At 63.0% G+C, this 15,377-nt stretch carries 11 protein-coding genes; 6 read left to right on the forward strand and 5 right to left on the reverse strand.

The genetic code is table 11. The features are described from left to right. The first annotated feature begins 2 nt into the window (after positions 1-2). Positions 3-452 carry an EF-hand domain-containing protein gene (locus tag F3H98_RS15040; RefSeq protein WP_149760953.1) on the forward strand — a complete coding sequence of 150 codons (450 nt, stop codon included), beginning with the start codon at positions 3-5 and terminating at the stop codon, positions 450-452. 85 nt (positions 453-537) lie between these two features. Here F3H98_RS15040 and F3H98_RS15045 read toward each other — a convergent pair whose 3' ends face one another. The 4 genes from F3H98_RS15045 to pepN form a co-directional block, all read right to left on the reverse strand. Then, positions 538-2,886 carry a PAS domain-containing sensor histidine kinase gene (locus tag F3H98_RS15045; RefSeq protein WP_149760954.1) on the reverse strand — a complete coding sequence of 783 codons (2,349 nt, stop codon included), beginning with the start codon at positions 2,884-2,886 and terminating at the stop codon, positions 538-540. 176 nt (positions 2,887-3,062) lie between these two features. After that, entirely contained in the window at positions 3,063-3,866 is an 804-nt protein-coding gene (locus tag F3H98_RS15050; protein ID WP_149760955.1) for an ABC transporter permease, read from the reverse strand. After that, the gene (locus F3H98_RS15055) at positions 3,863-4,873 is read right to left on the reverse strand and encodes an ATP-binding cassette domain-containing protein (RefSeq protein WP_149760956.1); all 1,011 of its coding nucleotides are present in this window, start codon (positions 4,871-4,873) and stop codon (positions 3,863-3,865) included. The genes F3H98_RS15050 and F3H98_RS15055 overlap by 4 nt, the downstream gene beginning before the upstream one ends. A gap of 216 nt (positions 4,874-5,089) precedes the next feature. Further along, positions 5,090-7,735 carry an aminopeptidase N gene (pepN, locus tag F3H98_RS15060; protein WP_149760957.1) on the reverse strand — a complete coding sequence of 882 codons (2,646 nt, stop codon included), beginning with the start codon at positions 7,733-7,735 and terminating at the stop codon, positions 5,090-5,092. A gap of 158 nt (positions 7,736-7,893) precedes the next feature. Here pepN and F3H98_RS15065 point away from each other — a divergent pair, with 158 nt between their 5' ends. From F3H98_RS15065 to F3H98_RS15075, 3 genes are all read left to right on the forward strand, one after another. Then, positions 7,894-10,203: a xanthine dehydrogenase family protein molybdopterin-binding subunit gene (locus F3H98_RS15065; protein WP_149760958.1), complete on the forward strand. Its 2,310-nt coding sequence runs from the start codon at positions 7,894-7,896 to the stop codon at positions 10,201-10,203. Between the two features lie 92 nt (positions 10,204-10,295). Further along, a complete protein-coding gene (locus F3H98_RS15070; protein ID WP_149760959.1) occupies positions 10,296-11,267 on the forward strand; it encodes a DMT family transporter in 972 nt (323 codons plus the stop codon). Positions 11,268-11,483: 216 nt separating this feature from the next. Beyond that, a complete protein-coding gene (locus F3H98_RS15075; RefSeq protein WP_149760960.1) occupies positions 11,484-13,406 on the forward strand; it encodes an ABC transporter ATP-binding protein/permease in 1,923 nt (640 codons plus the stop codon). Between the two features lie 59 nt (positions 13,407-13,465). Here F3H98_RS15075 and F3H98_RS15080 read toward each other — a convergent pair whose 3' ends face one another. Then, complete coding sequence (locus F3H98_RS15080; protein WP_149760961.1) at positions 13,466-14,290, reverse strand: helix-turn-helix domain-containing protein; 825 nt, start codon at positions 14,288-14,290, stop codon at positions 13,466-13,468. Positions 14,291-14,422: 132 nt separating this feature from the next. Between F3H98_RS15080 and F3H98_RS15085 the strand changes: the two genes are divergently transcribed. Then, entirely contained in the window at positions 14,423-14,818 is a 396-nt protein-coding gene (locus tag F3H98_RS15085) for a hypothetical protein (protein ID WP_149760962.1), read from the forward strand. Positions 14,819-14,849: 31 nt separating this feature from the next. Continuing rightward, positions 14,850-15,275: a PaaI family thioesterase gene (locus tag F3H98_RS15090; RefSeq protein WP_149760963.1), complete on the forward strand. Its 426-nt coding sequence runs from the start codon at positions 14,850-14,852 to the stop codon at positions 15,273-15,275. Positions 15,276-15,377: the final 102 nt, after the last annotated feature.

The raw sequence follows: 15,377 nt of genomic DNA on the forward strand, positions 1-15,377 counted from the left end.
CCATGAGAAAGTCGACCACACTCGCGATCGCCTTCGCCGGCTTGGCCGGCGTGATCGGAAGCGCAGCCTATGCCGATGATCAATCGGGCGACAGTCGGCGCCGCGGCATGATGATGCGTCTCGACAAGGCCATGAAGGATCAAAATGGCAGCCTTACCTTCGACCAGTTCTCCGCGGCGATGGATACGCGGCTGAAGAAGATCGTTGCTGACAACGGCGGCAAGGTCACGGTCGCACAGCTTGCCGACGCGCTGGAGAAGGCGCGTTTCGAGCGGATGGCCAAGCGCATCCTCGCCCGCTACGAGGCCGGCGACGGCGCACTGACGACCAAGGCGATCGAGGATCGCGAAAAGAAGATGTTTGCGCTGATGGACCGCAACAATGACGGCAAGATCGTCAAGGACGAGATTCCGCGCCGCTGGAAAGACCGTCGCGGCAATGCCGACAACTGACCGGTTTGCGTTCTCCCCGCCGTTCGGTTGGAAGGGCGGGAGAGTGCTCCAAAAGGGATAAATCCCTGATGCAGGACGAGGCCCGTCAGGCGGCTGCCCTGAGTTTCCTCGCGGCGCTGCGGGCCGGCGGTTTGCGCACGGGGATGCGCACCGACACGATGGTGCCGACTCCCTGCCTAGAGCGGATTTTAAGCGCGCCGCCGTGAAGTTCGGCCAGCGAGCGGGAAATCGCCAGCCCAAGGCCGGAGCCGGTATGGTTCTTCGAGAACTGGTTCTGCACCTGCTCGAACGGCCGTCCGAGCTTGCTCAGCGCCTCTTTCGGAATGCCGCAGCCATTGTCCTCGATGCTCAGCATCATGGCGCCCGAGACGTTGCGGGCGCGCACCATGATCTGACCGCCTTGCCCGGTGAACTTTACGGCGTTGGACAGGAGGTTGAGCGCGATCTGCTTGACCGCGCGGCGGTCGGCAAACAGCGTCATCTTGTCGGCGATCCTGGTCTCGACGGCGATCGATTTCTGGGCCGCCTGCAGCGACACCACCCGCACCGTCTCGCGGATCAGCGGGCAAAGGTCGATTTCCTCGCGGTCCATCGAGAACTGGCCGGCTTCGATCTTCGACATGTCGAGGATGTCGTTGATGACGCCGAGCAGATAATTGCCACTGGAATGGATGTCGCTGACATACTCCTTGTAACGGTCGGAGCCGAGCGGTCCGAACAGCGACGACTGCATGAGTTCGGAAAAGCCGATGATCGCATTGAGCGGTGTCCTGAGCTCGTGCGACATGTTGGCGAGGAACTCCGATTTCGCCCGGTTTGCCGCTTCGGCGCGCTCGGTTTCCTTCATGTATTTCCGGTTGAGGTCGACCAGTTCGCGGCCGCGCTCCTGCTCGGCCTTGCGCGCCAGGCTGAGGTCGTGGATCGTCGCCATCAGGCGGCGTTCGCTGTCGACCAGCTTTTCCTGGTGCTGTTTCATCTGCGTGATGTCGGAACCCACCGAGACGGTGCCGCCGTCACGGGTCCGCAACTCGTTGACCTGCAGCCAGCGGCCATCGGCCAGTTGGCGTTCGAAAGTCGCCGCGCCACGCGGCCCGTTGGCGTTGGCCAGCCGCCGTTCGGAGGCCAGCGGGAGCATCTTTTGCTCCAGTACCTCGCGGCTGGCGCCCGGCACGACGTCGCGTTCGCTGAGCCCGCTGTCCTGCTGGTACTTGGTGTTGCACATCACCAGCCGGTTGGCGGCATCCCACAGCACGAAGGATTCCGTGATGTTCTCGATGGCGGTGCGCAGCCTGAGGTCGGCCACTTCTGAGAGTTGCGCGAGATTGCGCTGCTCGGTGACGTCGACGGCAATGCCGATGAGCTGGATTTCCGAGGCGTCGGGGTCGACCACCTGCGCGCGCGCCCGTACCCAGATCCACTGGCCGTTGGCGTGCTTCATGCGGAATATCTGGTCGATATTGTCGACTTCGCGCGACACGATACGGTTGGCGAGGTGGAAGAGGTCGCCGTCCTCGGCGTGGATGATCTCGGCCACTTCGCCGAACGACAGCATCGTGTCGCAGTACTCGTAGCCGAGCATGTCGTACATCGAGCGCGACCAGTACATTTTGCCGCGCACCATGTCCCAGTCCCACAGGCCGCAGCGGCCGCGCACCAGCGCGAGGTCGATGCGCTGATGCGCTTCGAGGTAGATGCGGTCGGCCGCACGTGCCCGCGCCGCCTGGCTGAAATAGGCGTAGAGGATGACGATCAGGATGCCCGACGTCAGCACGAACAGCGAGACGTTGAGCGAAACGGTCTTGCGCCACTCGGCAAACACCGCGTCCTGCGAAATCAGCGCTACGGCCGCGCCGTCCCGGTTGTCGGTGAGGCCGACCGCGGCAAACCAGTCGGCGCCGTCGATGGTTACGTCCATGACGCCGGCACGCTGGCCGAACATGAACAGGGGCTGCCCGCCGCTGATCAGCGTCGGCAGCGACTTGCCTTCGAGCTGCACTGACTCCGGCGTCGCCGCCAGTACCGTGAAGGAGCGGTCGGTCACTGCGAGGATGTAGCGGTCGCCCATCGCCCCATGCTGGCCGGTCCGTTCGAGCAGATCCTGACGCACGCCGGGCAGGGGATCGCCATCGGCCTTTGCCAGCATCAGGGCATTGACGAGTTCGCCGGCGGCGAGACCAAGCACCGCCTTGGCGTTGCGCTCCACGTCGTCGCGCCATGCCAGCAACGACATCGCGCGGGCGGCGCTAACCACCAGCAGGAAGATGACGATGAGGGTCGGGATGGACCGTCGCAAGAGAGGCTCCGCTGCGAGCAGCTTCTGGTAGGCAGGTTCCGCGATGATGCGCGCATGGCCAGCGAGATTGCCCTCGCGACGGCGCTTTCGCCGGGAAAAAATCCACCCTCCGGCCGCGAGCCACGCGTCCGCCTTTGCCATAACCGGCTCCCCAACCTGGTTTTCTGTTGACGATCCGGAAACGCCGCACATCCGAATCTTCAGTAAAGAATCAAACGTGATTCGCGTTGTCCATAGGCTGGAGCGAAAAAAGATCGCGCAGCGCGATTTTTATTGCGCTGGACATGTTTCCGAGGCCGGGAAGTCGCCCTCGGGTGTCAATTCCGCCGGTATAGCCAAAGCGTCACCGGCGCCAGCACCAGCGTCAGGACCGCCGGAGCCACCAGCGCAAGCAGCACGTCGCCACCGGTCGCCGTACCCGCCATCAGGCCACGCAGCGCCGTCGTCATGTGCGAGACCGGATTGCGCACGACGAATGCTTCCAGCCAGTCGGGCATCGTTTCCGGCTGCACCATGATGTTCGAGGCAAAGACCAGGGGGAAGATGAAGGTGAAGCCGATCGTCATCACCGTCATCGGCGTGCTGATGAGGAGGCCGAGCACGATGAATATCCAGCCGACGCCGAAGCCGATGACGATCAGGAGCAGGAACGAGGCGACGACCCCGATGAAGCCCGCCTCCGGCCGGTAGCCGAGGACCAGGCCGACGCCGAGGATGATCAACCCGGCGATGACGTGGCGCAGGACGTCGCCCACCATGAGGCCGGCAAAGGGCGAAAGCGACCAGATGGGCAGAGAGCGGAAACGCTCGAACAGGCCCTTGCTGAGATCCGTGCTCAACCCCATGCCTGAATAGACCGAGTTGAAGACCACGGTCTGCACCAAGATACCCGGCAGGAAAAATTGCAGATATTCGCCCGTCGAACCGGCCAGCGCACCGCCGAACACGAAGGTGAACAGCAGTGTGAACATGAGCGGCGTCATGACGAGGTCGAAGAGCTGCTCCGGCACATGCTTGAATTTCAGGATCGCCCGCCAGCCGAACACCAGTGCGTTGGAAAAAGCCGAAGGGCGGGGCGGACGGGCGACGTTCGAAAGTGTTGCCGGGCTGATGTCGCTCATGGATGTTCCTCCTCCGCTTCGTCTTCCAGCGGCTGGCCGGTAAGCGCGAAAAACACTTCGTCGAGGCTGGGCGACCCCATCGAGAAGTCGGCCAACTCGATGCCGGCGGAAATCAGCGCCGCCAGCGCTTCGTTGGCGGCCTTCGGCGTGCCGGCGATGATGGAAAGCCGGGCGCCTTCGGCGCTGCGCTGCACGGTATTGCGAAGCCGCGCCTCGAGTAGCGCCTCTGCCTCGTCGAGCCGCGCGGGATCGGCGAGAGCGACATGCAGGAAGCCTGAGCCGATGGTCGACTTTAACTCGTGGCTCGTGCCCTCCGCGATCTTGCGGCCGTGGTCGATAACGGCGATGCGGGCCGCAAGCTGGTCGGCTTCTTCCAGATATTGCGTCGTAAGCAGGATGGTGACGCCCGATTGCGCCAACTGCCTGATCATCCGCCAAACGCCTTGCCGCGCCTTCGGGTCGAGGCCCGTGGTCGGCTCATCGAGGAAGAGGACGCCCGGCGTCACGATCAGGGAGGCGGCGATGTCCAGCTTGCGCCGCATGCCGCCGGAATAGGACTTGACCTGTTTGCCCGCAGCTTCGGAAAGATCGAAAGCGGCCAGCAGTTCGTCGGCGCGTTCCTTTGCGCGCCGGCCGGCGAAGCCCCAGAGCCGCGCCAACATCACGAGGTTCTCGCGTCCGGTCAGGTCCTCGTCCAAGGAGGCGAACTGCCCGGTCATGGCAATCGATCCGCGCACGGCCTGTGGCTCCGCCGCAAGATCGTGGTCCATGATTGTTGCGGTGCCCGCGTCGGGTGAGAGCAGCGTCGCGAGAACGCGGATCAGTGTCGTCTTGCCGGCGCCGTTCGGCCCCAACATGGCGAAGATCATGCCGCGCGGCACGTCGAGATCGATCCCGTCCACCGCCTTGACATCGCCGAAATGCTTGACGAGCCCGCGTACCGAAATTGCAAGCGGAACCATGTCGCGTGTCCGCGAGAAGACATTCGCCTGCGCCGCATCGTTCATCGCAATAGCCCCTTCGAAAAGACGTATCTCTAGGAGATGAATTCACGACGCCGCAAGCCGGGCCTTACGAGCCGCCTGCCGGCACCATTGAAAGACCCGACCGCTCCGACTTGGGTTGCGTTACGGATTTTTCAAGTGGCGTCTGCAGCAGGTGTCTCAACTCTACTGACACAGGTACTGCCGGTCGGCTGCGGCCTTGGGGCCTTACAAGCCGATTTAAGCCAGGGTGCGTTCGACGATGTCGCGCAGGTCGGCCGAGAGGTTGTCCGCGGCGGCGATGGACAGCAGCGTCTCCCGCGCCTTGGCCTGGCGTACCGGCTCGAGCGAACGCCATGACCGCAACGCGGTCGCCAGCCTGGCGGCGATTTGCGGATTGCGCTTCTCCACCGCCAGAACAGTGTCGGCGAAAAGGCTGTAGCCCGCGCCATCGGCACGGTGGAAACCCGTCTGGTTGGCGGTCGCGAAGGTGCCCACCAGCGCACGAACCCGGTTCGGGTTGGTGAGCGAGAAAGCCGGGTGTTCCATCAGCGCGCCAACGGTGACGACGGCGTTTTTCCCCGGCACCGTGGCCTGGATCTGGAACCATTTGTCGAGCACGAGCGCATCCGAGCGGAAGCGCTTTTCGAAGGCCGCCAATGCCGACAGTGCTTGCGGCGAGCCGGGAAAGCGGTGCGCCAGGATAGTCAGCGCCGCAGCACGGTCGGTCATGTTGGTCGCGCCGGCGAATTCCTTTTCGGCGAAAGTCGGATCGCCGGATGCGACCGAGAGGTAATCCAGAAGCACGTTGCGCAACGCCCGGCGCCCGGCGCTGGCGGCATCCGGGCTGAACTCGCCCTTGTTGTGCAGCCTGCGGAAAAGATCGCCGAAGCGGCTTTCATTCGCCAGGGCGATCGAGCGCGTCAGCGCCTCACGCGCTTCGAAGATGCAATCAGGATCGATGTTCGTGCCGATTTCGCGCGCGACGTCGGCCTCTCCCGGCAAGGTCAGCGCCAATGCGCGATAAGCCGGTTCCAGCTCCTCGTCGGCGGCGATGTCGCATGCCAATGCGGAGAGTTCGGCCGGGTAGTTGGTGGCCTTGCCGCCGCGGCACTTGCGGAAGGCGGTAATCAACTCATCGGTCAAAAGCGTGTTCAGCGACTGCCATCGCGAGAACAGGTCGCTGTCGTGTCGCGCCAGGAAGTAGTGGCCCTCCGGCTTCTGCTCGATGGCGAGCGTGATGGGCGCCGAGAAGCCGCGGTTGAGTGAAACCGCCGGGCGGGACGAAACGCCAGAGAAACGAACCGAGTGGCGGCGTTTCCTGACATGGATGATGTCGCCCTCCACCGTAGCACCCTCGACGCGGCTGTAGGCGATGTCCTTGCCATCCGGACCGACAAGGCCGAAAGCGACGGGGATGTGCATCAGCCGCTTGCGGCTCTCCGACGGCGTCGGCGGCACCGACTGTTCGATCTCCAGCGTGAACTCGGCCGCCGTCGCATTGTACGACGAGGCGACGCTGAGGTTGGGCGTTCCCGCCTGATGGTACCACAGCGCGAACTGCGAAAGGTCGCGGCCCGAAACATCCTCGAAAACCCTGAGAAAATCCTCGATCGTCGCGGCATCGCCGTCATGCCGTTCGAAATAAAGATCCATGCCGGCGCGGAAGCTTTCCTCGCCAAGAATGGTGCGGATCATGCGCACCACTTCGGAGCCCTTTTCGTAGACGGTGGCCGTGTAGAAATTGTTGATCTCGCGGTAGCGACGCGGCCGCACCGGATGAGCCAGGGGCCCCTGATCCTCCGGAAACTGATGCGCCTTCAGCGTCCGTACCTCTGCAATGCGCTTCACCGCGCGCGAGCGCTGGTCGGCGGAAAACTCGTGATCGCGGAAGACGGTCAGCCCTTCCTTCAGGCAAAGCTGGAACCAGTCGCGGCAAGTGATTCTATTGCCTGTCCAATTGTGGAAGTACTCATGCGCGATAATCGCCTCGATATTGGCGAAGTCGGCGTCGGTCGCGGTCTCGTCGTCGGCCAGGACATATTTGTCGTTGAAGAGGTTCAGCCCCTTGTTCTCCATGGCGCCCATGTTGAAGTCGGACACCGCGACAATGTTGAAGACGTCGAGATCGTATTCGCGGCCGAATTTCTCCTCGTCCCACTTCATCGAGCGCTTCAGCGCGTCCATCGCGTAAGCGGCGCGCGCCTCCTTGCCATGCTCGACATAAATGCCGAGTTCGACCGTGCGGCCGGACTCCGTCACAAAGACATCGCCGACGCGGCCGAGGTCGCCGGCAACCAGCGCAAAGAGATAGGACGGCTTGGGGAAGGGGTCTTCCCAGACCGCATAGTGGCGGCCGTTCGCAAGATCGCCCGTCTCACCCGGATTGCCGTTGGCAAGCAGCAGCGGCGCTTCGCTGCGCTCCGCTTCGATCCGCACCGTATAGACCGACAGTATATCCGGACGGTCGAGGAAGTAGGTGATGCGGCGAAAACCCTCCGCTTCGCATTGCGTGCAGTAGACGTTGCTGGAACGGTAGAGTCCCATCAGCTTTTCGTTCTTCGACGGGTTGAGTTCCGTCTCCATCGAAACAACGAACTTTTTCGCGGCCGGCGGCTTGCGGATGGTGAGCTTGTCCGGTGTCGCCTCGTATTGCGATGGGGAGAGCGGCGCGCCGTCGATCCGTATGGATTTCAGCGTCAGCTCGTCCCCGTCGAGAACCAGCGGCGCGTTCTTTGCGACGCCGTCGCGCCGTTCTATGGTCAGTTCGGCGACAACGAGCGTATTTTCCGGCGACAGCTGAAAGGTAAGTTGCGTCTGCGGAATGAGGTAGTCGCTTGCGCGGTAGTCCTCGAGCCGGAAGATCTGGCCGGTATCTGAACGCATATCGAACGCTTCCCCTGTCGCTTCAAAGCTGTGGCGGTTTAGCCGTCATTGCGGACTGGCACAACAAAAACGGGAAACTGAGCTTTACAGACCCTGACCTCTCGACAAAACTGGAGGAGGGCATATGTGTCTCGCCCAAACAATCCCGCGGAGCAGCCATGACCATCGTCACACCGAAATTCGGGATGGGCGCATCCGTCCTGCGTCTTGAGGACGAAGCCTTCATCACCGGCAAGGGCCGCTACACCGACGACATCTCGCCGGCGGGCACGCTGCACGGCTATGTGCTGCGCTCGCCTGTCGCCAAGGCGAGGTTATCGGTCGGTTCGGTCGAGGCGGCGCGCGCAGCACCTGGTGTGCATCTCGTGCTGACCGGGGCCGACGTAGCCCATCTCAAGGCGCTGAAATCCGGCGTGATGCAGCGCCAGCCCGACGGCACGCGGGCGCCGACCCGCGACATCCCGATCCTGTGCCGCGACCGCGTCAACTATGTCGGCGACGCGGTCGCCTTCGTGGTCGCAGACAGCCGGGCGCTGGCCCAGGACGCCGCCGAACTCATCGAGGTCGACTATGACGGCGAAGACGCCGTTGCCGCAACCGCGCGCGCTCTCGATCCCGACGCCCCGCTGGTCTGGCCGGATCTCGGTTCCAACAGGGCGTTCACCTATGCGATGGGCAACCAGGCCAAGACCGCCGCCGCCTTTGCCATGGCCAAAAGCGTCACGCGCATCGAGTTCATCAACAACCGGCTGGTCTGCAACTACATCGAGCCGCGATCGGCGATCGGCGAATGGCGCGACGACGAGGACCGTTTCGTGCTGACCACGGGTTCGCAGGGCGTGCATTCCATGCAGTACATCCTTGCCGGCGTGTTCGGCATCGATGCCAAGAAGCTGCGCGTCATTACGCCCGATGTCGGCGGCGGCTTCGGCCCGAAAAGCTTTGTCTACCGCGAACACGCTCTGGTGCTGGAGGCGGCGAAACGCCTGGGCAAGCCGGTCAAGTGGGCGGGCGACCGCACCGAGCATTTCCTGACCGACGCGCAAGGCCGCGACAACGTGGTGACCGCCGAGATGGCGATGGATTCGGAGGGCCGCTTTCTCGGCCTGCGGGTCGCGCTGATCGCCAATCTCGGCGCCTATATCTCGCAGTACGGCCCGTTCATCCCCTATGTCGGCGCCTCAATGTCGACCGGCGTCTACGATATCCAGGCGCTCGATGTGTCGATCGTGGGCGTCTACACCAACACCTGCCCCGTAGACGCCTATCGCGGCGCGGGGCGGCCCGAGGCGGCGTTCCTGCTGGAAAAGCTGGTCGATGCCTGCGCACGCGATCTCGGCATGACGCCCGACGCGCTGCGCCGCCGCAACTTCATCCGGCCGGAGCAGTTTCCCTATCGCACCCAGACCGACCGTCTTTACGACGTCGGCGAGTTCGAGGGGCACATGAACCAGGCCATCGAGCGATCAGGTTGGAAAAGCTTCGACGAGCGGCTGCGGAAATCGAAGGCCGCCGGCAAGATCCGCGGCATCGGCATGGCGACCTATATCGAGGCGTGCGCTTTCGCGGGCTCCGAACCCGCGCATGTCGAACTCAACACCGATGGTTCGGTGACGCTTTTGATCGGCACGCAGTCGAACGGGCAGGGGCATGCGACCGCCTATGCGCAGTTCGTCGCTGAAAAGCTCAACATCGATATTTCCCGCGTCCACATGCACCAGGGCGATACCGACCGTCTCGCCAGCGGTGGCGGCACCGGCGGCTCGCGTTCGATCCCGCTTGGCGGCGTGTCGGCGGCTCGCGCCGGCGAGGATCTTGCAGAAAAGATCAAGAAGATCGCGGCCGACGAACTCGAAGCGTCGGCTGCCGACATAGAACTGGTCGACGGAGTTGCCCGCATCGTCGGCACCGACCGTTCGATTGGTTTTTCCGAGATCGCCAGAGCGGCCAAAAAGCCGGAAGACATCAAGGGCTTCGGCGAATTCGTTCAGGATGAAAACACCTACCCGAACGGCACCCACATCTGTGAAGTCGAGATCGACCCCGAAACCGGGCATACCGATGTCGTCGCCTACACCATCGTCGACGATTTCGGCGTCACCGTGAATCCGATCCTTTTGGCCGGACAGGTGCATGGCGGCGTCGTGCAGGGCATCGGCCAGGCGCTGACCGAGAATACCGTTTATTCCGACGATGGCCAGCTGCTGACTGCAAGCTTCATGGATTACAGCATGCCGCGCGCCGACACCGTGCCCTTCTTGCATTTCGAAACGCGCAACGTGCCCTCGACCACCAATGCGCTGGGCATGAAGGGAGCGGGCGAGGCCGGCACGATCGGCGCCACGCCGTCAACGCTGAACGCCATCACCCACGCGCTCTATCGCGCCTATGGAATAGGTCATATCGATATGCCGGCGACACCCGACCGGATCTGGAACGCCATTCAGGCTGCCGGAACTTCGGGCTGACGTGTCCTAGGTATTTCTCCTCAGGCCTTCGCCAGCCGGCGACGGTGACCTGCCCCCGCTGAAAGATGCCCGCTAAAAATGCCCGCTAAAAGATGAATGAACAAAAAGACGAGCCGGCGGCGACGGAAGAGGTAGACACCAGAAGCCCGCTGATCGGCATAGGCCTGAAAATCCTGTCGGTGGCGATCTTCGTCGGCATGTCTTCCTTCATCAAGGCGTCGGGCCAGCTTCCCGCCGGACAGATCGTTTTCTTCCGGTCTTTCTTTGCCATTCTCCCCATCCTGGCCTTCCTCGCATACCAGCGTGAACTGCGCACCGCTCTCGTCACCAACCGGCCGTTGAACCACATTGCACGCGGCGTGGTCGGCGTTTCGTCGATGATGCTGGGCTTCTTTGCGCTGACTAGGCTGCCGCTGCCGGAAGCGATCACCCTCAACTATGCGCAGCCGCTGCTGGTGGTGGTTTTCAGCGCGCTGTTCCTGGGGGAAAAGATCCGTTTCTACCGCTGGAGCGCGGTCATCGTCGGCTTGCTCGGTGTTTTCATCATCTCCTGGCCGAAGCTTACGCTTCTGGATTCGCCGGGCGGCATAAGCAATCAGGAAGCGGTCGGCGTCGCCGCGGCCCTTGTGGCGGCCGGCATTTCGGCTGTGGCGCTGCTTCTGGTCCGCAACCTCGTACGAACAGAAAAGACGGCGACCATCGTACTATGGTTCTCGCTTACCGCCAGCGTGGTGGGCCTGATGACCCTGCCGTTCGGCTGGCAGGCACTCACAGCCGAGCAGGCCGCGTTCCTCATAGCCGCGGGTTTTTGCGGCGGCGTCGCGCAGATCCTGATGACGGAAGCCTATCGCCATGCCGAGGCCTCGACGGTTGCGCCGTTCGAATACACCTCGATGATCCTGGGCATCGTCGTCGGTTATCTGGCCTTCGGCGACGTGCCGACCGTGCACATGCTGGTCGGCGGCGCAATCGTCGTCGCGGCAGGTATTTTCATCATCTGGCGCGAGCGCCAGTTGGGCCTCAAACGAGGCGCCGCCAGAAAGGTGACCCCGCCACAAGGTTAGCCGGGTTGACAAAAAACCCAGCAATTCCGCCACCTTCGGAAGCGGTAGGCATAAAGCAATTTGCAAAAGATCAATTTGTGTTACTCTTATGTAACAAAAAAACGCAAGGTGGGATTCGTTGTGATTCGGGTACTGGCCGCGAGGCCTCTACCATCTTCCGTCGACAAGTGGTGGAATGGCGGTTCGCGCCCCCCTCCACTGACGCCGGTTTCCTCGATGCGCGGGTTCTGGGGTCTGATGCGGGCCTACTGGTTCTCAGAGCGCTGGAAGGAAGCTTGGGCTCTGACCATCATCATTGCCCTTCTGACGGCGGTCGCCAGCAAAGCCAGCGTCTGGATCGCCGAGGCCTCGGGCGAACTCGTCAATTCGATTGCCTTCTTCCACAACCCGCTCAACATGTCGCCGCTGGCGACGCTGCTGACAAACGCGGGCATGCTGGTTCTTCTGGTGATGATCAAGGATGTCGCCTTCGTCGGCGTCCGCCATCTGTTCTCCTCGACATTGCACCGCAAATGGCGCGCCTGGCTGAACAGCCGCTTCAACAAGGCGCTGCTTGACGGCAACCACACGCATTTCCACGTGCAGCACGCTGCAAGGGGCAAGGACGGCCTGATTGCCGAAGCGCCGGACAACATCGACCAGCGCGTCCAGGATTCCATCAAGCAGATGACGGGCGGCGCCATCGGCCTGGCCATGGGCGTGCTCGGCGTCGCGACGTCGTTGTATTTCGTTGGCCAGAAGCTGATCGAGACCTCGACCTCGGTGGCCGGGCTGGAGTTTCTCGGCGACTATGGCGGCGCGGTACTCGCCTTCGCGGCAGTGGCGCTTTACGTGCCGGCAAACACGCTTATCGCCATGAAGCTCGGCGGCATCCTGGAAAGGCTGACCATCGCCATCCAGCAGGCCGAAGGCAGCTATCGCGCCGAACTGACCACCCTGTTGCGCCGCAGCTTTCATGTCGCCGCCGCTGGTGGCGAAAACGTCCAGAAGGAAATGCACGATCGGCTTTACGTCGGCATCGATCGCACCTGGGGGCGCCTCAACTGGATCAATGCCGGCTACATGTCGTTCGAGACGATCTACAATTTCGTCGCGGCGCGGATTGTCGCCTATGGCCCCGGCCTGCTGCCCTACATGCACGAACAGATCGACCTCAAGCGCTATGTAACCGGCGCCGAACTGGTCAATTCGCTGATCAGCCAATGTTCCTGGTTCATCCAGGTGATGCCGTCGATCGCCACGCTGAAAGCCAATGCCCGGCGTATCACGGACCTCGCCATTGCCATCGAGAACGTGCAGCAGCCGCAGGAATTCTACCGGCTGAGCGGCCGGTCCGATTTCCGCTATGACGCCCAGCATCCGGTGTTCGGCCTCACCGTCAAGCGCCTCGAACTGATGCATCAGGGCGAAGATGCACAGCCCTTCCTGAGCGCTGGCAACATCCGCTTCCGCCGTGGCGAATGGACCCTCATCAAGGGCGAGTCCGGCAGCGGCAAGACCAGCCTCATCAAGGCAATCAACGGCCTGTGGCCCTATGGCCAGGGCGACATCGTGTTCCCGGAAGGCGTGCGCTCCTACTATGCCGCGCAGGACGTAAAGCTGCAGCAGGTTTCGCTGAAGCGGCTGGTCTGCCTGCCTGATGGCGACGAGGCCCATGCCGACGCACGCGTTGCGGCCATGCTCCACAAAGCCGGGTTGGGCGACTTCATCGAATATCTCGCGGCAGAAGATCGCGAGGGCAAGACTTGGGATCAGGTTCTCTCGGGCGGTCAGAAGCAGAAGCTGATGCTTGCCCGCATCCTGCTGCACCAGCCCGGCATCCTGTTTCTCGACGAGGCGACCGGTGCGCTCGACCTGGATGCGAAGATCGCCTTCCACCAGGCCATCAAGGACAATTGCCCCGGCATCACCGTTATCAGCGTCATGCACGAACTCGAGCCGCCGAAGGCCGCCAACGGCGCCTCTTTCTACCACAGCATCCTGCTGGTCGAGGACGGTATTGCGCTGAAGACGCCGATCGTGGCGAACCCGCCGATGGAGGTTGCAGCAGCGCTGGTGCAGCCTTTCCCGGTCGACGGCGCGCGCCTGCGGCTTGCTCGCATCATCCGCGCCAAGGGGAAACGTCCGGGCCTGCGCTGACGGATGACCTTCAAACAGCAACCATTGTACGCCTGAAATGACGCGCGGCGCTGTAGCCGTCAGGAAGTCTGCTGCGCCGGGTTGGTCGCGGCCATGGCGCGCAGCATCTCGGCTGTGCGCTGGTCTGCGGGAAAGAACGATTCCACCGCAAGTTCAGACAGGGTGACGTCGAGTGGCGTGCCGAACACGGTGATCGTCGAGATGAACGACAGGATGTCGCTGCCGATCCTGATCCTGAGCGGCACGGCGATCGCCGCTTGATCCTTGTGGATGATCGCCGGCCCGCCGCGCGCCGCACCCGGATATGCCGACACCTCCTTCTCGAGCTCGATCAGCACGGGGTCGGCGACGGCGTCGTTCTGGCGCCGCAAGCGGTCGATCAGATGCGAGCGCCATTCGTTGAGATTGGCGATCATCGGCGCCAGCCCTTTGGGGTGCAGGCTTAGGCGATAGACATTGACCGGCGGCGTCAGCAGCGACGGCTCGGTCACCGCGGCCAGGAAGGGCCGCATCGCATTGTTTCCCGAGATCAGGTTCCAGTGCCGGTCGACAGCGATCGCCGGGTTTGGCTCGTGCCCCTTCAGCACCAGATTGACGGCATCGAGCGCCGCCGACAGCGTCGGATCGGTGATCGGACGTTCGCCGAAGGCAGGCGCGAAACCGGCTGCAAGCAGCATGTGGTTGCGCTCGCGCAGCGGAATCTGCAGCATTTCGGCCAGGTGCAGCACCATCTCGCGTGAAGGGGCGGAGCGCCCGCTTTCGACGAAACTCAGGTGACGCTGGGAAATCTCCGCCTCGCTGGCGAGATCGAGCTGGCTCATGCGGCGCTTGGTGCGCCACTCACGGATGAGGTTGCCAATCGGCATGTCGGTTGTCGTGTTCATGATTGGACCGTAACCGAACCGCGATTTCGATCCTATTACCTCACGCGTAATCGTCAGGCCGAAAAACCGCTGGCATCTTCCCGATCGTCGAAACCGCCGAACCGAACGAACGGCGCCCAACAGGAGACGATCATGTCTGTCACGATTACCCCATTCCTTCGCAATGCCATCAATGCCGACGCACTGGTCAGCGGCGTCGCCGGCCTGCTGATGATGGGTGGCGCGAACATTCTTTCCCCTTTCCTCGAACTGCCGGCACCGCTGCTCTTCTGGGCCGGGCTGGCGCTGGTGCCCTTCGTCGCGATGCTCGTTGTCATCGCTCGACGGCAAACCGTTTCGCGGCTGGTCATGATCGACATCATCGCGATCAACGCGCTCTGGGTTATCGGCAGCTTCGCGCTTCTCGTGAGCGGTGCGGTGTCGCCGAACCTGCTCGGGATCCTGTTTGTCGCCGCACAGGCGATCACGGTCGCGCTGTTTGCCGAGTTGCAGTTCGTCGGCATGCGCCGCGCAGCGGCGGCCGCCTGACCGCGGAACGCATGGCGCAAGGAGAAGGCAGATGCAAAAGGCAGCTCGCTACTGGATCGACGAGATTCTCATAAAGTCGCCTTTCGCCAAACCGCTCGGCATCGAAGTGGTCGATGCCGAGCCCGAGCGGGTGACGCTGCGCCTCCCGTTCCGGACCGACCTCGCCACCGTGGGCAACATTGTCCATGGCGGCGCCATCGCCACGCTGATCGACGTCGCGGGCGCAGCCGCTTCGGCCTCGGGCATTGCCGGAGACGACACGGTGGGCGGTGCAACCACCCATCTCAACGTGGCCTACCTCGCGCCGGCCGAAGGCCGTGACATCGCCGCCGAGGCGGTTGTGGCCCATCGCACGCGAAGCCAAACCGTCACCGATGTATCGGTGCGTGATTGCGAGGGAGCGTTGATCGCCAAGGGAACGGTGACCAGCCGCATCTTCCGCAGGCCGGCAGGCTAATGCATGTCGCCCGAAAGTGTCCTCGGTTTCGGGGGAAACGACATGCACAAGCAACAAACTACGGCATGGCCGCCGAATTCCATTCGGCGCGACGCGCTGTAG

This window comes from Neomesorhizobium albiziae (assembly GCF_900114255.1).
Lineage (GTDB): Bacteria > Pseudomonadota > Alphaproteobacteria > Rhizobiales > Rhizobiaceae > Neomesorhizobium > Neomesorhizobium albiziae.